16 protein-coding genes and 1 pseudogene are annotated in these 17889 nt (G+C 67.5%); 6 read left to right on the forward strand and 11 right to left on the reverse strand.

Annotation, left to right across the window (positions count from 1 at the left end):
• Positions 1–1164 (reverse strand): steroid 3-ketoacyl-CoA thiolase, encoded by a 1164-nt coding sequence (locus AC6CID_RS04640; protein ID WP_498353639.1) that lies wholly within the window; start codon positions 1162–1164, stop codon positions 1–3.
• Between the two features lie 180 nt (positions 1165–1344).
• Between AC6CID_RS04640 and AC6CID_RS04645 the strand changes: the two genes are divergently transcribed.
• Positions 1345–2598 (forward strand): cytochrome P450, encoded by a 1254-nt coding sequence (locus AC6CID_RS04645; protein WP_064061700.1) that lies wholly within the window; start codon positions 1345–1347, stop codon positions 2596–2598.
• A gap of 82 nt (positions 2599–2680) precedes the next feature.
• On the opposite strand, the gene AC6CID_RS04650 is transcribed toward AC6CID_RS04645, so the two are convergent.
• The 7 genes from AC6CID_RS04650 to AC6CID_RS04680 are packed head-to-tail and all read right to left on the reverse strand — an operon-like array spanning position 2681 to position 9110.
• Positions 2681–3946 (reverse strand): hypothetical protein, encoded by a 1266-nt coding sequence (locus AC6CID_RS04650; protein WP_064061701.1) that lies wholly within the window; start codon positions 3944–3946, stop codon positions 2681–2683.
• Between the two features lie 60 nt (positions 3947–4006).
• Positions 4007–4579 carry a nucleotidyltransferase family protein gene (locus AC6CID_RS04655; protein ID WP_220666505.1) on the reverse strand — a complete coding sequence of 191 codons (573 nt, stop codon included), beginning with the start codon at positions 4577–4579 and terminating at the stop codon, positions 4007–4009.
• Between the two features lie 9 nt (positions 4580–4588).
• Positions 4589–5002 carry a nuclear transport factor 2 family protein gene (locus AC6CID_RS04660; protein WP_006551916.1) on the reverse strand — a complete coding sequence of 138 codons (414 nt, stop codon included), beginning with the start codon at positions 5000–5002 and terminating at the stop codon, positions 4589–4591.
• A complete protein-coding gene (locus AC6CID_RS04665) occupies positions 4999–5880 on the reverse strand; it encodes a TIGR03619 family F420-dependent LLM class oxidoreductase (protein ID WP_231781153.1) in 882 nt (293 codons plus the stop codon). Before AC6CID_RS04665 ends, AC6CID_RS04660 begins: the two co-directional genes overlap by 4 nt.
• Before the next feature lie 8 nt (positions 5881–5888).
• Positions 5889–7064, reverse strand: coding sequence for a thiolase family protein (locus tag AC6CID_RS04670; protein ID WP_006551914.1), 1176 nt, complete (start codon positions 7062–7064; stop codon positions 5889–5891).
• On the reverse strand, positions 7064–8125 hold the full coding sequence (locus AC6CID_RS04675; RefSeq protein WP_019290103.1) for a thiolase family protein: 1062 nt from the start codon (positions 8123–8125) through the stop codon (positions 7064–7066). Before AC6CID_RS04675 ends, AC6CID_RS04670 begins: the two co-directional genes overlap by 1 nt.
• Positions 8126–8138: 13 nt before the next feature.
• Complete coding sequence (locus tag AC6CID_RS04680; protein WP_220666507.1) at positions 8139–9110, reverse strand: Zn-ribbon domain-containing OB-fold protein; 972 nt, start codon at positions 9108–9110, stop codon at positions 8139–8141.
• A 90-nt stretch (positions 9111–9200) separates the two neighbouring features.
• Here AC6CID_RS04680 and AC6CID_RS04685 point away from each other — a divergent pair, with 90 nt between their 5' ends.
• Complete coding sequence (locus AC6CID_RS04685) at positions 9201–10238, forward strand: LLM class F420-dependent oxidoreductase (protein WP_019290101.1); 1038 nt, start codon at positions 9201–9203, stop codon at positions 10236–10238.
• Positions 10239–10298: 60 nt separating this feature from the next.
• On the opposite strand, the gene AC6CID_RS04690 is transcribed toward AC6CID_RS04685, so the two are convergent.
• Together AC6CID_RS04690 and AC6CID_RS04695 are read right to left on the reverse strand one after the other, a co-directional pair.
• Positions 10299–11828 (reverse strand): AMP-binding protein, encoded by a 1530-nt coding sequence (locus AC6CID_RS04690; protein WP_006551910.1) that lies wholly within the window; start codon positions 11826–11828, stop codon positions 10299–10301.
• A 141-nt stretch (positions 11829–11969) separates the two neighbouring features.
• Positions 11970–12869 (reverse strand): crotonase/enoyl-CoA hydratase family protein, encoded by a 900-nt coding sequence (locus AC6CID_RS04695; RefSeq protein ID WP_498353640.1) that lies wholly within the window; start codon positions 12867–12869, stop codon positions 11970–11972.
• A 45-nt stretch (positions 12870–12914) separates the two neighbouring features.
• Here AC6CID_RS04695 and AC6CID_RS04700 point away from each other — a divergent pair, with 45 nt between their 5' ends.
• From AC6CID_RS04700 to AC6CID_RS04715, 4 genes and pseudogenes are all read left to right on the forward strand, one after another.
• Complete coding sequence (locus tag AC6CID_RS04700) at positions 12915–14582, forward strand: acyl-CoA synthetase (RefSeq protein ID WP_220666508.1); 1668 nt, start codon at positions 12915–12917, stop codon at positions 14580–14582.
• An 8-nt stretch (positions 14583–14590) separates the two neighbouring features.
• Entirely contained in the window at positions 14591–15703 is a 1113-nt protein-coding gene (locus AC6CID_RS04705) for an NAD(P)H-dependent flavin oxidoreductase (protein ID WP_498353641.1), read from the forward strand.
• 275 nt (positions 15704–15978) lie between these two features.
• A complete protein-coding gene (locus AC6CID_RS04710) occupies positions 15979–17199 on the forward strand; it encodes a CaiB/BaiF CoA transferase family protein (RefSeq protein ID WP_220666509.1) in 1221 nt (406 codons plus the stop codon).
• A 93-nt stretch (positions 17200–17292) separates the two neighbouring features.
• Positions 17293–17520 (forward strand): annotated as a pseudogene (locus AC6CID_RS04715) (nitronate monooxygenase); the annotation flags it as partial.
• Here AC6CID_RS04715 and AC6CID_RS04720 read toward each other — a convergent pair.
• A complete protein-coding gene (locus tag AC6CID_RS04720; protein ID WP_363887055.1) occupies positions 17486–17884 on the reverse strand; it encodes a DUF3253 domain-containing protein in 399 nt (132 codons plus the stop codon). The pseudogene AC6CID_RS04715 and the gene AC6CID_RS04720 sit on opposite strands and share 35 nt — an antisense overlap.
• Between the last annotated feature and the right edge of the window lie 5 nt (positions 17885–17889).

Raw genomic sequence — 17889 nt, forward strand, 5'->3', positions numbered from 1 at the left:
TCAGATGCGCTCGATGATGGTGCCCGTCGCCAGCGCTCCACCGGCGCACATCGAGACCAGAGCGGTCGACGCGTCACGCCGCTCGAGCTCGTGCAGCGCGGTGGTGATGAGGCGGGAGCCGGTGGATCCGACGGGGTGGCCGAGCGCGATCGCGCCACCGTTGACGTTGACCTTGTCCATGTCGGGTCCGTGCACCTGGGCCCAGGACAGCAGCACCGACGCGAACGCCTCGTTGACCTCGAACAGGTCGAGATCGCCGACGCGCATGCCCGCCTTCTCGAGAACCTTCGCGGTGGCCTGGACCGGGCCGTCGAGGTGGAACTCGGGTTCGGCGCCGACGAGAGCCTGCGCGACGATCCGCGCCCGCGGCTTCAGTCCGAGTGCCTTCGCGCGGTCGGAATCCATGAGCAGCACGGCCGCGGCTCCGTCGGAGATCTGCGACGAGGTGCCGGCGGTGTGGATGCCACCCTCGAGCACGGGCTTCAGCTTCGCCAGCGACTCGGCCGACGTCTCGCGCAGACCCTGGTCGCGGGTGACGGTCGCCTTCTCGCCGGTGAGGTTGCCCTCCTTGTCGACGACGGGTGCGACGACCGGCAGCACCTCGCGGTCGAACCGGCCCTCGTCCCAGGCCTGCTTCGCGAGCTGCTGTGAGCGCACGCCGAGTGCGTCGACGTCCTCGCGGGTGATGCCGCGGCGCCGCGCGATGCGTTCGGCGGCCTCGAACTGGTTGGGCATGTCGATGTTCCAGGACTCCGGCCGGCGCGGGCCCGCCTGGTCGCCGACGTTGGCGCCGAGGGGCACCTGGGTCATCGCCTCGATGCCGCAGGCGATGCCCACGTCGATGGCGCCGGTGGCGATGAGGCCTGCGATGAGGTGATTGGCCTGCTGCGCCGATCCGCACTGGGCGTCGATGGTGGTCGCGCCGACCTGCCAGGGCAGCCCCGCGTTGAGCCATGCGGTGCGGGTGATGTTGTTGGACTGGGCGCCCGCCTGGGTGACGCAGCCACCGATGACCTGTTCGACGAGCTCGGCGTCGATGCCGGCGCGTTCGACGAGTCCGGCCTGGACGGCGCCCAGGATCTCGGCAGCGTGCAGGCCCGCGAGCCATCCACCCCGCTTGCCGATCGGGGTCCGTGCGGCCTCGACGATGACTGGTGTGCCCACTTCGGGCTCCTTTCTCCTACGTTCTTCGCAAAATAGAACAGGTTTCTCCGAGAGGCAACAGAACTCGATTATCCACGGGACGTGCAGATCTCTTGGTCGCGCGGCGCGCCTGTGTTTGAATGGTTCTAGAACGTGTTACAAATCACGCGAGCGGTACTCGCCAGGGCAGGAGAGATATCAGTGGCGCAGCCGAACATCCCCGAAGACATCGACTTCACCGATCCCGATCTGTACGCAGACCGTATGCCGTTCGAAGAGTTCGCGGAACTGCGTAAGACGGCACCGGTGTGGTGGAACAAGAAGTCTCCCGACGTCGGTGGTTTCCACGACGAGGGTTTCTGGGTTGTCTCCCGGCACGAGGAGGTCCGAGAGGTCTCCCGCCGGAGCGACGTGTTCTCCAACTGGGAGAACACTGCGATTCCGCGGTTCAACGACGACATTCCTCGTGAGGCCGTCGAGCTGCAACGTCACGTCCTGCTCAACAAGGACGCCCCCGAGCACACCAAGCTGCGCAAACTCGTCGCCCGAGGCTTCACGCCCCGTGCGATCAACGGCCTGCGCGACGAGCTCGACCGTCGCTCCAAGATGATCGTCCAGGAGGCCTGCCAGGCCGGTCGGGGCGACTTCGTCACGCAGATCGCCGCGGAACTGCCGCTGCAGGCCATCGCCGACCTCATCGGTGTGCCGCAGGAGGATCGCGCCAAGCTCTTCGAGTGGTCCAACCAGATGACGGGCTACGACGATCCGGACAACACCGCCGATCCGGCGGCAGCGTCCATGGAAGTCCTCGGGTACGCCTACCAGATGGCCGCGGCCCGCAAGGAGAACCCGGCCGACGACATCGTCACCACCCTCATCGAGGCCGACATCGACGGTGACGAACTCGCTCCCGAGGAGTTCGGCTTCTTCTTCATCGTGCTCGCGGTGGCCGGCAACGAGACCACCCGCAACGCGATCACCCACGGCATGGTGGCGTTCCTCGACAATCCGGAGCAGTGGGAGATCTTCAAGCGCGACCGGCCGAAGACCGCCGCCGACGAGATCATCCGCTGGGCCACCCCGGTCACGTCGTTCCAGCGCACCGCCCTCGAGGACACCGAACTCGGCGGGCAGACGATCAAGAAGGGCGATCGCGTCGTCATGCTGTACGCGTCGGCCAACAACGACGAAGAAGTGTTCGACAACCCCCGCGAGTTCGACATCCTTCGTGATCCCAACCCGCACCTGGCATTCGGTGGAACGGGCGCGCACTACTGCCTGGGCGCGAACCTCGCACGTATGGAGATCGACCTGATCTTCAACGCGATCGCCGATCACATCCCGGACATCACGAAGATCGGCGACCCGCACCGTCTGCGGTCGGGCTGGCTCAACGGCATCAAGGAATTCCAGGTCGACTACAAGACCTCGGGTGGGTGCCCGGTCCAGCACTGACCGAACCGAACACCGACCGAACCGAACATCGAGGTCCCCGGCCGCCCCTGCGCGCCCGGGGACCTCGCACATCCCGTGTCGTCTACAGGACCTCGGACCTGCGGCCGATCCACCACATCGCGGCCCCCGCCGCGAGCACACCGGCTACCGATACACCGGTCGTGAGAACCGTCCACGAGTCCGGCGTCCACCCGGACGGAGAATCGGTGAGAGGCGTGTAGGCGGTCCATCCGAATCGGGTGAGCAGAGGCAACGCCATCACGGCGGGCAGCGAGAAGGACGCGGCGGTGACTGCGCTCGTCGACGGTAGTGCCGCGCTGATCGTGTACGCGGCTGCCACCGGAAGAACGAAGAAGGTCGCCAGGAGGTGGACGTTGTCCCAGGGCGCACGAGTGAAGATCGCCGTGATCGTGACGAACGCGAGCACGCCCACTCCGGCCGTCGGCCTCGGCGCGCGACGGCCCAGCCACGCGCCGACGGCGGCGAGCACGACCATCACGGCCGGCAGGAACCATCCGCCGGGAATCCACGAGGGAGCGGTACCCGCGGCGACGGCCACCGCGAAGGCGGCGAGCAGGACCGCTCCGCTTCTCTCGCGCAGCCACAGGGCAGCACCGATCACGAGTGGGACAGCGACGATGCCCCACAGCCATCGCCCGTTCCCGCCGGGACTCGCATCCGGAGACCACACGGCACTGTGAAGAGACCGATACAGCACGACGGCGACGAGCGGTAGGCCGATACCGACCACCGTTTCCCTCACATCCCATCGTCGTTCGTCGACCGAATCGGGAGCACCGGCACGCATCACGAGAGCCGCTGTTGCCACCGCGATGACAGTCACCGAGAGAACCGTCCACACTGTGTTGGCGGGCTGCGCCGACACCTCGAGGTACACGGCGCTTCCGGACGAGGAGGCCGCGAACTCCCGGTATTCCGCGACGGGTTCCGCGGTGAGCAGCGCGGCAACGACGCCACCGGTCATCACCGCGGGGAGCCGGGTGCCCGCAGTTCGGGCGCAGCAGACGACGAGGGCACCGAGCACCAGGCCTGCACCGACCGCCGAGACGTACATGTCGAACCGCCACGCACCCGGCAGGGCGACGACCGCCACGAGTGCGGCTCCGGCCACGACGGCGCCGAGCGCGCCCACCCGGTGGCGTAACCACAGCGCGATCGACGCGGCGACGAGCGCTCCCGTGGCAGACGCGGTGATACCCGAAGTCTCCACGGCACCGAAACCGAACCCGGTATCGAGTGGATAGGTGTCGACGCTCGGCGCGGCGAGGACGGTTCCGGCGGTGAAACTGCCGACGGCTGCGAGTGCGTAGAGAATCCAGGAGGGCACCCCCTACCTTCTCCGAGCGGTCACCGGGACGCGGCGCCGACACGCCGGGCGACGATGCGATCAGGTCAGGCGGCGAAGATCCTCGGGGGTATCGACGTCTCCGGGGTCGGCGAGCCCGGTGCAGTCGAGACGCCGCACGCGTTCACGATTGCGGGCGAGGAAGGACCGCGCGCCCTCGTCGCCGGTGGCGTCGGCGGCGGCGCCCAGCGCATCGGCGATGTCGAAGACCACCGGGTGACCGGGGTGATCTCCGAAGGCGGGGAGCGTCACCGTCCCCGTGTGGTGCACATCCAGGAGATGGCGGACCAATTCGGCTGTGATGCCGGGAAAATCGACGACGGTGAGCGCAACCCTCTGGTGGGCTCGTGCCGCGTCGACCCCGCGGCGCAGGGATGTCGACATGCCGACGGTCCAGTCGGGGTTGTAGACCGTTGTCGCTCCGGTAGGGCACGCGGCGGCCACATCGTCGCCGAATGCGCCCACGACCACGATCACGTCGTCACAACCACCTTCGAGCAGTGCCTCGACGACGGTATGCAGCAGGGGACGGCCGCGGTGGGGGAGCAGCGCTTTCGCCCGTCCGCCCAGTCGCGAGCCGTCCCCTGCCGCAAGAACGATCCCGGCTGTGCCCATGGCCCGACTCTACGAGACGGGGCGCACGGTTTTCATCGCGCGGTCCACTTCCCAGAACGCACGCAGCGAGACGATCCTCCCGTCGTCGTCCACGCGGTAGACGAACACGCCCTCCGCATCGATCAGATTGCCTGCCATCGTCGTACGGATAGTGCCGATGTTGACGCATTCGTCGCCGCAGACCAGCACGTCGTCGACGAGGAATTCGAGCTTGTCGGTGTTCGCGATGGTCATGTCGTAGAACTTCGCGATCGCCTCGGCACCGTGATGCCCCTTGCCCTCCGGATCGAAGCCGGACGGACCCACCGGATCCTCGACGCACGCGTTCTCCGCGAACAGCGCGAGCCACTCGTCCTTGCGTTTCCCGCTCGCCGCCGCCTGCGACGCCTTCGCTGCGATACGCGCCGGGTGTTCCTCGCTCATGCGGCATCCCTTCCGGGAATGTACTTGTCGGCGAACTTCCGCAGCGATTCCTGCTTCGCCTCGAGCGGGGAGTCGAAACCGTGGCCGTCGAAGATCCACGGCACCACGATGATGTCGGTGACCCCGGCGTCGGCCAGTTCGGCGTAACCGGAACCACCGAACCTGTCGACACACACCGTCTGGATCTCGAACGGCAGGTTGCTGCGGCCGTACTCGGCCCGCAATTCGCGCAGTCGGGTGATGACCCCGACCAGATCGTCGAACCCGATCATCGCCGACGTCCAACCGTCACCGACCCGGGCCGCACGACGCAGTGCCACCTCGGTGTGCCCACCGACGTAGAGCGGTACCGGTGCGGTGGGCGCGGGACTCATCTGCAGCCGGTCGAAGTCGTAGAACTCGCCGTGATGTTCGACCATGCCGCCGTCGAGGATCAGCTTCAGAACGTCGATCATCTCGTCGACGCGCTTGCCGCGCTTCGCGTAGGGCACACCGCACCACTCGAATTCTTCCGGCGCCCAGCCGATTCCGACACCCAGTCCGAACCGGTTCCCGGTGAGGTTCGCAACGGATCCGACCTGCCGCGCCAGCAGCACCGGATTGCGGGAGCCGAGCTTGAGCACCTGGGTGTAGAACCGGATCGTCGACGTGGCGGCCGCCATCGACGCCGCGGCGATGAGCGGATCCACCCAGGGGGTGTCGGGCGTCCACATCCGCGAACCGTCGGGGGTGTACGGATAGTCGACCGTCTGCTTCTCCATGTAGAACAGGGAGTCGGGCAGTGCGATCGAGGTGTATCCGCACTCCTCGGCGGTCTGCGCGATGCCGGTGAGCTGGTCGAGTGGGGTCATCGCGACCCCGACGGTGAACGAGACCATGATGCCTCCTAATTCGTGGGCCGGTCGGAGCCCACCACCCACATGGAGAAGTACTGGGATCCACCGCCGTAGGCATGTCCGAGTGCCTTGCGGGCGCCGTCGACCTGGTGATCTCCCGCCGTGCCCATCACCTGGATCGCGGCTTCGGCGAACCGGATCATGCCCGATGCCCCGATGGGGTTGGAGCAGAGCACGCCGCCGGACATGTTGACCGGAAGCCGACCGCCGATCGCCGTCTCGCCGGCCTCGGTGAGTTTCCACCCCGACCCCTCGGACGCGAAACCGAGGTTCTCGAGCCACATCGGCTCGAACCACGAGAACGGCACGTAGATCTCGGCGCAGTCGATCTCGCCGAGCGGATCGGTGATACCGGCCTGCTTCCACAGTGCTGCGGCAGCGACCCGTCCGGCCTCCGGATTCACCTGATCGCGCCCGGCGTAGGTGGTGGGTTCGGTGCGCATCGCCGTGGCATGGATCCACGCCACCCGGCGGCCGGCCTGCTCGGCGGCCTTCGCGGTGTCCTCGTCGCCGAGCACGACCGCGCACGCACCGTCGGACGACGGGCACGTCTCGTCGTACCGGATCGGATCCCACAGCATCTGCGAGGCCTGCACCTTCTCGAGGGTGATCTCGGGCTGCTTCAGATGCGCGTACGGATTCTTCGCGCCGTTGAGGCGGTCCTTGACCGCGACCATCGCCCCGATGTGCTCGGGCGCACCGGACCGGCGGATGTACGAACGGACGTGCGGCGCGAAGTAGCCGCCCGCGCCGGCACCGACCGGCATGGTGAACGGGACCGGTGTGGACAGCGCCCACATCGCGTTCGACTCGGACTGCTTCTCCCAGGCCACCGCGAGTACCCGGCGGTGCACGCCGGCCTGGACGAGGCTTGCCGCGACGTTCGCCGTCGAGCCCCCGACGGACCCGGCGGTGTGCACGCGCAGCATCGGCTTGCCCGTGGCGCCGATGGCGTCGACCATCGACAGTTCGGGCATCATGACGCCCTCGAACAGGTCGGGGGCCTTGCCGATCACCACGGCGTCGATGTCGTCCCAGCCCACCTGGGCGTCCGTCATGGCGCGGTCGATCGCCTCGCGGACGAGGCCGGACATCGACACGTCGTGCCGCTTGGCGACGTAATGGGTCTGCCCGGTTCCGAGGACAGCTGCGGGTTGCTTCGCCATCAGTTGCGTCCCTCCAGAACGGCTACCAGATTCTGTTGCAGCACAGCACCGCTCGTCGCGTGCGCGAGTGCACGTCCGGCCGTGCCGTCCATGATCGCCTGCGCTGCGTAACCGATGCGCTCGAGACCGCCGGAGAACATCGGGTTGCCCGTCAGCGGCCCACCGGACGGGTTGATCGTCGTCGACTCGCCCAGGCCGATCGCCTCGCGCAGGATGAGTTCCTGGTGCGTGAACGGTGCATGCAACTCGGCGACGTCGAAGGCGGTGTCCCCGCCGGTGACGGCCTGCGCTGCGGCCCGGGTCGAGGGTGAGACGGTCAGATCGAGTGCGCCGAAGTTCGGTGAATCGGTGCGATGCTCGATCCCGGTGATCCACGCCGGGTTCTCGCACAGCTCGCGCGCCCGGTCGCCGGTCGCGAGGACGATCGCGGCCGCGCCGTCGGTGACGGGGGCGCAGTCGTGCTTGCGCAACGGGTCGGCGATGTACGGCTGGGCGAGCAGTTCGTCGATGTCGAAGTCGCCGGAGAGTTGCGCCTTGGGATTGTCCTTGGCGGCGGCGCGGCTACGGACCGCGACCTCCGCCATCTCGCGGTCGGTCCACTTACCGGATTCGAGACCCAGGCGGGCCTGCAGGCCCGCGAGCGAGACGGAGTCGACGCCCAGAGGGGCCACGAGGTACGGATCGAGCTGCAGGGACAGGGTTCGGCGCAGAGTGCCGGCCGAGGACTTGCCGAAGCCGTACACGAGGGCGGTGTCGACCTCACCCGTGATGAGCTTGACCCACGCCTCGTAGAGCGCCCAGGCCGCATCCATCTCGACGTGCGATTCGTTGATGGGCGGGACGGCGCCGATCGCATCGATCGCCGAGATGAACGAGAATGCTCGTCCGGCAAGGTAATCGGAGGAACCCGAACACCAGAAACCGATGTCGGACTTGGTGATGCCGAGCTTGCCGTACAGCTCCTGGAAACACGGGACGAGCATCTCGACGCCGTTGGTGGTGCCGAACGTCTCGCGCACGTGCGGAGCGTGCGCGAAGCCGACGACTGCGATGTCTGTCATGTGTCCGCCGCTCTCAGAGGTGGTGTTCGAAGGTGTCGTAGTCGGCGTCGGGTTCGCCGGTGGGACGGAAGTACTCGATGTTGCGCAGCGTGTGATCCCACTCCTCGCGAGGACGCCATTTCGCTTCGACACGCATGCCCATCCGCACCTCGGACGCATCGCATTCGAGGATCAGGTGCAGGAACGGGATGTCGGCACCGTCGAGCAGTACGTAGGCGGCGACATAGGGCGGCTCGATCTGCTGGCCGAGGAACGGCACGTTCACGATGCAGAAGGTGGTGACGATGCCCTTGTCGGACACTTCCACGGGTTCCTTCGTCGGTACACCGTCGGTGGGGCTCGCACCGCGCGGGGGCACGTAGACCTTCCCGCCCGGGCCGGTGCGGCCACCGATGATCCTGCCGTCCTTCAACCCTCGCAGGTACCAGGATTCCTCGGGGGAGGCGGAGTGCCGGTAGTCCAGGTCGACGGGAGTGGTGATCATCGTGACCGGATCACCCTCGGCCGCTGCGACGGTGATCGTCGCCTCGCCGGGTTCGAACGCCTCGATGTCGTGGATGTCGCCGGTGCGTTCGGCGGCCCACCGCACACGTACACGCAGACCCGTCTCGATGTCGTCCGGGGAGCCGACGTCGACGGCGTGCAGGAGTGCGGTGTCGGTGCCGTCGAGGCGGATCAGTGCCCAGGCGAAGGGCCGGTCGAAGGGCTGTCCGGGCAGCGGTTCGGCGTTCCACGTCCAGCTCATCACGGTGCCGGTCTGTCCGACCTCGACGACATCGGTGAGTGGTTCATGGGTGACCGCGTCGTATTCGGGGGGTGGGACGAGGACCCGTCCGTCGGATCCGCGGGCGCCGAGAATGCGGCCGTCGCGCAATCCGGTGACGAAGGCTCCGACGGTCGGCCCGGTGGATCGTGTGTAGTCGAACTTCAGATTCAGCGGTGCGCTCAGCGGTGGCTCGGCAACCGCGCTCTTTCCCAGGCTCACAATTTCGAGTAGAACAGGTTCTAGTGGTGCTGGCAAGAGCGGCGCGCGAACTGCATCTCTCCACGATTCGCCCGACAGGAAAGGCGTCCAATGAAACTGGGACTGCAACTCGGCTACTGGGGTGCTCAGCCGCCCTCGAACGCACCGGAAGTCGTTGCTGCGGCCGAGGCCGAAGGATTCGACGCCGTCTTCGCCGCCGAATCGTGGGGATCGGACGCGTTCACGCCGCTGGCCTGGTGGGGCTCGTCCACGGAACGGGTGCGGCTCGGCACGTCCGTCGTGCAGATCTCCGCGCGTACTCCGACGAGTTGCGCGATGCACGCGCTGACGCTCGATCACCTCTCGAAGGGCCGGCACATCCTCGGTCTCGGCGTCTCGGGGCCGCAGGTGGTGGAGGGCTGGTACGGCCAGCCGTTCGCCAAGCCCCTCGCACGGACCCGCGAGTACGTCGACGTGATCCGCAAGGTGCTCGCGCGCGAAGCGCCGGTGACCGGCGACGGACCGCACTTCCCGCTGCCCTACGCGGGCGCCGGATCAACCGGGCTCGGTAAACCGCTCAAGCCCATCACGCATCCGCTGCGGTCGGACATCCCGATCTGGATCGGTGCCGAAGGTCCGAAGAACGTCGCGCTCACCGCCGAGATCGCCGACGGCTGGCTCGCGATCTACTACACCCCGCGCCTGGCGTCGATGTACGACGAATGGCTCGACGAGGGGTTCGCCCGGCCGGGCGCCCGACGCACCCGTGAGGACTTCGAGATCGCGGCGACCTGCCAGGTGGTGATCACGGACGATCGCGCAGGGACGATCGCGGCGATGAAACCGGTGACCGCGCTGTATGTCGGCGGAATGGGTGCGCCGGAGTTGAACTTCCACGCGCAGGTCTACCGGCGGATGGGATACGAGGCCGTGGTCGACGAGGTGACCGCGCTGTTCCGTGCCGGCCGTAAGGACGAGGCGGCGGCAGTGATCCCGGACGAGATGGTCACCGAGACGATGATCGTCGGCAATGCCGACGAGGTGCGCGAGGGTGTGAAGCGCTGGGAGGCGGCCGGCGTGACGATGCTGCTGGTCGGTTGTCGCGATGTCGACCAGGTGCGCACGATCGCCGAGGTGGTGCTGCGCTAGATGCCGCCGCGGGCGGAAACCCTTCCGTGAGGACGGTTTCCGCCCGCCGCGGGCGGGGCGTCAGGAGGCGTAGGCCGCCTTCAGCTTGCCCTTCACCAGCTTGCCCGTGGGGGTGCGGGGCAGTTCGTCGACGAAGTCCACCGACCGCGGCACCTTGAAGTGGGCGACCCGCTCGCGGACGTACGCGATGAGGTCGTCGGCGAGATCGGGTGATGTGGTGGCACCGGACGACACCTGCACGACGGCCTTGACCTCCTCGCCCATCTCCGGATGGGGTACGCCGATGACGGCGACGTCCTCGACGGCCGGGTGCAGGGCGAGCACGTTCTCGATCTCCTGCGGATAGATGTTCACTCCGCCGGAGATGATCGTGAACGACTTGCGGTCGGTCAGATACAGATAACCGTCCTCGTCGAGGTAACCGAGGTCGCCGACCGTGGTCCATGTGGGATGCTCGGGATGCTGCGACGCCGCGGTCTTCTCGGGATCGTTGTGGTACGAGAACGGAACCTTCTCGTACTCGAGGTAGATGGTCCCCACCTCACCGGCCGGGAGTTCCCGCCCTTCCTCGTCGCAGATGTGTGCGGGCCCGAGCACGCTCTTGCCGACCGAACCCGGGTGTTCGAGCCATTCCTGGCTGTTGATGAACGTGATCCCGTTGGCCTCGGTGGAGCTGTAGTACTCGTAGATCACCGGTCCGAGCCAGTCGATCATCGACCGCTTGACCTCCGGCGGGCACGGCGCGGCGGCGTGGACGAGCACGCGCAGACTCGACAGGTCGTGGCGGGCACGGATCTCGTCGTCGAGCTTGAGCATGCGGACGAACATCGTCGGCACCATCTGCCCGGCGGTGATCTTGTGCTCCTCGATGTGCCGGAGCGCGGTCTCGGCGTCGAACTTCTCGGCCAGGACCACCGTGCCGCCGAGCGCGTGGATCGCCCCACCCCAGCGCAGAGGCGCTGCGTGATAGATCGGGGCGGGGGAGTAGTAGACGTCGGAGTCGGTGAGGCCGAAGAGGAACTGTGCCACCGTCACCAGCGGCTCACCGGGTTCGTCGACGCGACGTTCCGGGAGATCCGGCTGGATTCCCTTGGGGAAGCCCGTGGTTCCGGACGAGTACAGCATGATGGCGCCGCACGGTTCCTCCTCGAGCCGCGGACCGGCCCCGGCGAGGGCGTCCTCGTACGACTCGAAACCGCGCACGGCGCCGCCGAACGCGAGTCGCGCGGAACCGATCGTGACCTTCTCGCCGACCTGTTCGGAAAGCTCACCCAGCGTCGTCGAGACGATCAGAGCCTTCGCGCCGCTGTCCTCGACGATGTACGCCACCTCGCCGGCGGTGAGGTGGCTGTTGACCGCCGTGATGTACAGCCCGGACCGCATTGCGGCCCAGAACACCTCGAATGCCTCCGGCCGGTTGTCGGTGAGGAGGGCGACGACGTCGCCGGGGCGGAGCCCGGCATCGTGCAGCACTCGGGCGAGCGCCGCTGACCGGTCGTCGAGTTCGCGGTAGGTCAGGCTCCGGCCACTGTCGGCCAGGACGACGGCGAGCTTGTCCGGGGCGGTGCGGGCGTGGACTCCTGGATACATGGGGGCTCCTCATTGCCTCGACATCGCCTCGACGAACACTGTGATCTTGTGGTCTGGATCACGGCCGACAATGTAGCAGAGCTAAGGAGATGGTTGTGACCGTGCTCTCACGGGTGGGAGTGCGGTCCACAGTGGCGCAGGTCAGGAACCCGAGAACTTCGGGGCACGCTTCTCCGCGAACGCCCGCGGCCCCTCCTTGGCGTCGGCGCTCTTGAAGACGGCGGCGCCCAGTTCGGCGTCGATCCGGAACGCCTCCTCCTCGTGCAGACCTTCCGCGTCGCGGATGGTCCGGAGGATGGCCTGCACGGCGACCGGGCCGTTGTTCGCGATCGTCTCGGCGATCTCGAGGGCCTTGTCGAGTGCGGTGCCGTCGGGGACGACGTAGCCGATGAGCCCGATCTCCTTGGCCTCGGCGGCCTTGATGTGGCGGCCCGTGAGCAGGATGTCGGCGGCGATCGTGTACGGGATCTGCCGGACGAGGCGCACGGCGGATCCGCCGAGCGGGAACAATCCCCACTTCGCCTCGGAGACGCCGAATTTCGCGCTCTCGCCGGCGACACGGATGTCGGTGCCCTGCAGGATCTCGGTGCCACCGGCGATCGCGGCACCCTCGACGGCCGCGATGAGCGGTTTCGTCAGGCGGCGGCCCTTCAGTAACGCCGGCAGACGCGACAGGTCCCAGCCCCCGTCGTTGCCTTTCCCGTCGCTCCGCTCGCCCTGCTCGAACTTGTCTCCGGGAGGCGCTGCATTCATGGCCTTGAGATCGGCACCCGCGCAGAACGCTCCACCGGTGCCGGTGAGGATCGCGACGCGGATCTCGGGATCGTTGTCGACGCGATCCCAGGCCTCGTTCATGATCGTCATCATTTCGCCGGACAGCGCATTTCGTGCCTCGGGGCGGTTGAGAGTGACGATCAGAACGTGGCCGCGTTGCTCGACGAGGCAATGCGGTGCGCGGGACGAAATGTCCGAATCGGCTGCGCCGGGGGCTTCGGTAGCGGACACTGGCGGGACTCCTCGCAGGATTGTGAACTGGATCATATTCAGGTCTTGTCAGAAACGGTAACACGTTCTACTTTTGTCAGTGTGGCCCTAAACATCGCAGACCTCGTCGAACACGCAATCGACCTCGTTCCCGAGCGCGTCGCGCTGGCCTCGGACGGACGTGAGGTCACCTACGCACAGCTGGAGGAACGAGCCAACCGACTTGCTCATTACCTGCGCGAACAAGGTGTGAAGCCGGGCGACAAAGTCGGCATCTACTCGCGCAACACCATCGAGGCCGTAGAGGCGATGATCGCGGTCTTCAAGATCCGCGCGATCATGATCAACGTCAACTACCGCTATGTCGAGAACGAGTTGCAGTACATCTTCGACAACTCCGACATGGTCGCGCTCGTCCACGAACGTCGCTACTCCGACAAGGTCGCGAACGTCCTGCCGAACACTCCGCTGGTGAAGACCGTCGTGGTGGTCGAGGACGGCACCGACGTCGACTTCTCGGCCTATAGCGGCATCGAATACGAAGCGGCACTGGCGCAGAGCAACCCGGAACGCGACTTCGAAGACCGCAGCGCCGACGACATCTACATGCTCTACACCGGCGGCACCACCGGTCACCCCAAGGGCGTGATGTGGCGTCACGAGGACGTGTGGCGCGTCCTCGGCGGCGGTATCAACTTCATGACCGGGGAATGGGTCAAGGACGAATGGCAGCTGGCGAAGGAGGGCGCCGAGAATCCCGGTCTCGTGCGCTATCCCATCCCGCCGATGATCCACGGTGGCGCCCAGTGGGCGCTGTTCCAGTCATTGTTCAGCGGCGGCAAGGTCGTCATGCACCCTGAGTTCTCGGGCCACGAGGTGTGGCGCATCATCGACGACCACAAGGTCAACGTCATCTTCATCACCGGCGACGCCATGGCCCGCCCCATGCTCGACGCACTGGAGGAGGGCAACCCGGCAACCGGTCAGCGCTACGACCTCTCGACCCTGTTCGCCATGGCATCGAGTGCGGCCCTGTTCTCCCCGTCCATCAAGGACCGTTTCCTCGACCTGCTGCCCGGCAAGATCATCACCGACTCCATCGGCTCGTCCGAGACCGGCTTCGGTGGCATCGGCATCGCCGAGAAGGGCAAGACCCTCGGCGGCGGCCCCACGGTGAAGATCGACGAGTCGACCACCGTCCTCGACGACGACGGCAACCCGATCGAACCGGGTTCCGGAAAGGTCGGCATGGTCGCGCGCACCGGCAACATCCCGCTCGGCTACTACAAGGACGAAGCCAAGACCAAGGCGACCTTCCGCGAGTACAACGGGATCCGCTACTCGATCCCCGGTGACTACGCGCGCGTCGAGGGTGACGGCACCGTCACAATGCTCGGCCGCGGTTCGGTCTCGATCAACAGCGGCGGCGAGAAGGTCTACCCCGAAGAGGTCGAGGGCGCACTCAAGCAGCACCCGGCGGTCTTCGACGCCCTGGTGGTCGGTGTGCCGGACGAGCGCTTCGGCGAGCGGGTCTGCGCCGTCGTCGCCCTGCGCGAGGGCGAGCAGACGACGCTCGACGAACTCATGACGACGGCACGGTCGAAGATCGCAGGGTACAAGGTGCCGCGCGCGGTGTGGTTCGTCGACGAGATCAAGCGGTCGCCGGCCGGCAAGCCCGACTACCGGTGGGCCAAGGACCAGACCGGATTGCGTCCGGCCGACGAGGTCTACAACAACGGCGACGGCAACGGCGCCGCGGCGACGGGATAGAAGGACGCATGCAGACCGGCCTCAGCAAGAAGTTCGGTATCGAGTATCCGATCTTCGGATTCACGCCTTCCGAACACGTCGCGGCGGCGATCAGCCGCGCGGGTGGACTCGGTGTCCTCGGGTGTGTGCGGTTCAACGACCCGGAGGAACTCGACGCCGTCCTGACCTGGATGGACGAGAACACCGACGGCAAACCGTACGGCGTCGACATCGTGATGCCCGCCAAGGTGCCCACCGAGGGCACCGCGGTGGACCTCGACAAACTGATCCCCGCCGAACACCGTGCCTTCGTCAACCGCACGCTCGAAGAACTCGGTGTGCCGCCGCTGTCCGACGACGTCGGCAAGGCGAGCGGTGTTCTGGGCTGGCTGCATTCGGTCGCGCGTTCGCACGTCGACGTGGCACTCGCACACCGGCCCGCCCTGATCGCCAACGCCCTGGGGTCGCCGCCGAAGGACGTCATCGACCTCGCGCACGAGAAGGGAGTGCCGGTCGCGGCACTCGCGGGTGCGGTCGAGCACGCGAAGCGGCACGTCGAGAACGGTGTCGACATCGTGATCGCGCAGGGCTACGAGGCCGGCGGGCACACGGGTGAGATCGCATCGATGGTGCTGTGGCCCGAAATCGTCGACGCGCTCGGCGATTCCGCGGCAGTGCTCGCCGCCGGTGGTGTGGGATCGGGACGGCAGGTCGCGGCGGCGCTGGCCCTCGGCGCCTCCGGTGTGTGGATGGGTTCGTACTGGCTCACCACCTCGGAGTACAAGCTCGGGGCGGCCGCGCACGGTCCGTCGTCGATCCAGCGCGCGTTGCTCGGAGCGAGCTCGTCCGACACCGTGCGGTCGCGGATCTATTCGGGAAAGCCCGCGCGTCTGCTCAAGACCAAGTGGACGGAGGCGTGGTCGAAACCCGGTGCGCCCGAACCGCTGCCGATGCCGCTACAGAACATCCTGGTGAGCGAGGCGCATCAGCGCATGTCGGCGGCCGATGACCCCGAGGCCGTCGCGATGCCGGTCGGGCAGGTGGTGGGGCGGATGAACGAGATCTGTCCCGTCGCGGAGATCATGGCCGACCTCGTGCGGGGCTACGACGAGGCCGTCGATCGGCTGAACGAGGCGCGATAGGACCACAGTGGTGGGGTGGCAGGTGCCCGGGGTGGAGTGATCCGCCCCGGGCACCGTCCCTTTCCGGGATCTGCGTCGGCCGGGGTGTCGCCGGACAGGGGGGCAGCGGCGGTCGGGGGTGGGGGTCGACGGCTGAGGTGTGCCCGATCCGGCACTACCCTGGGGTGGACGTGACGCGAGCGGTACCGGTCGTGAACCGCACCGCAGCGGACTCGAAGCGTTCACCGAGGAGGAGGCCGTTCACCTCGGTTACCGAGCAGAGGACGGAAGACGCAGTGACACAGGCCGAGTCGCAGGCAACCGGAGCGCTCACGGACATCAGGGTGCTCGAACTGGGCACCCTGATCGCCGGGCCGTATGCAGGACGCCTGCTCGGCGACATGGGCGCCGACGTCATCAAGATCGAGGACCCGAAGCGGCCCGACCCGCTCCGCACCTGGGGGCAGGGCGAGCGGGACGGGCATCGCTTCTTCTGGACGGTGCACGCGCGCAACAAGCGCTGCGTCACCCTCGATCTCCGGGCGCCCGACGGGCAGGAACTGTTCCGGCGTCTCGTCGCCGAGTCCGACGTGGTGGTCGAGAACTTCCGTCCCGGCACGCTCGAGAAGTGGGGGCTCGGCTACGACCTGCTCTCCGAGATCAATCCGGGCATCGTGCTGGCTCGCGTCTCCGGATACGGGCAGACCGGTCCCAAGGCCGGGCAGGCCGGCTACGCGTCCGTGGCCGAGGCTGAGAGCGGTCTGCGGCACCTGAACGGCTATCCCGGGCAGGCGCCCCCGCGACTCGCGCTCTCCCTGGGCGACTCCCTCGCCGGGATGTTCGCCGTGCAGGGCATCCTCGCCGCGCTGCTCGGCCGCGAACGGACCGGACGTGGGCAGGTCGTCGACGTGGCGCTCACCGAGGCGTGCCTCGCGATCCAGGAATCGGTGATCCCCGACTACGACGTCGCAGGCGTCGTCCGCGGCCCCTCCGGCACCCGGCTCGAGGGCATCGCCCCGTCGAACCTGTACCGGACGTCCGACGACATGTGGATCGTCATCGCCGCCAACCAGGACACCGTCTTCCGTCGCCTGTGCGCGGCGATGGAGCGCCCCGAGCTCGCCGACGACCCGCGCTTCGCCGACCACCTCGCGCGCGGCGTGAACCAGGACGAGCTCGACACCCTCATCGGCGAGTGGGCGGCGACGTGGACGCTCGACGACCTGCTGGCGCACCTGTCGTCGTCGGGTGTGGTGTCCGGGCCGGTGAACACCGTCGCGGAGGTCGTCGCCGATCCGCAGTTCCAGGCACGGGACATGATCGTTCCGCATCACGACGAGCGCACCGGCGCAGACGTACTCGGCCCCGGTGTGGTGCCGACGCTCACCGGGACGCCGGGTTCGGTGCGTCGTGCCGGCCCGCCCGTCGCGGGATACGACAACGCGGCGGTCTACGGCGAGATCCTCGGACTGAGCGACATCGAGCAGAAGGAACTGCGCGAGCGCGGAATCATCTGAGGTACGCAACGCGAGGCGAAGGCTCGCAACGTCGGCAGTCACTACCGGTGTTGCGAGCCTTCGTCCGTTGTTGCGTGCCTTCCGCGCAAGGTCACCCCGCAGGTGGAGGTGGCGCTGCAGCATCCGAAGGTCACGCTCATCGCCAACGCACTCGGCACCCCGCCGGCCGACATGATCGAGCACATCCACAAAGCCGGTCGCAAGGTCGCGGCGCTGTGCGGTTCGCCGAAGCAGGCCCGCAAGCACGCCGACGCCGGTGTCGACATCATCATCGCTCGGATTCGTCTCACGGGGAGGGACGAGGGTGCTCGAGGTTCGGTCCGGGTGCAATCCGGATCGGGCCTCGTGCCGTCTCCATGTCCACCGGCTCGCCCTTCTGCGTGATCACCACGTGGCCGCTGCGTTCGAGTTCGGCGGCCACCGAGCGTGCGGCGTCCATGAGGTCGCGCCACGAGTCGCCACCCGCGACCCGCGCGGCGTCGCTGGGACAGATGGTGGACGGATCCCGTTCCCGGAGCAGCGCGCAGATCGTGGCCGCCAGCCGTTCACGATCCGCATACTCGTCGCGTGGTTCCCACCACGGATGCCCGCGTTCACCGAGCGCGACCTTCGCGTCCTGGACGCGGTGCCGTGCGGAGTCGCCGTCGCTCTTCACGAGACGCCGAGCGCGCATCAACTCCGCCACGAGTT

The sequence above is a fragment of the Rhodococcus sp. GQ147 genome, from assembly GCF_059759155.1.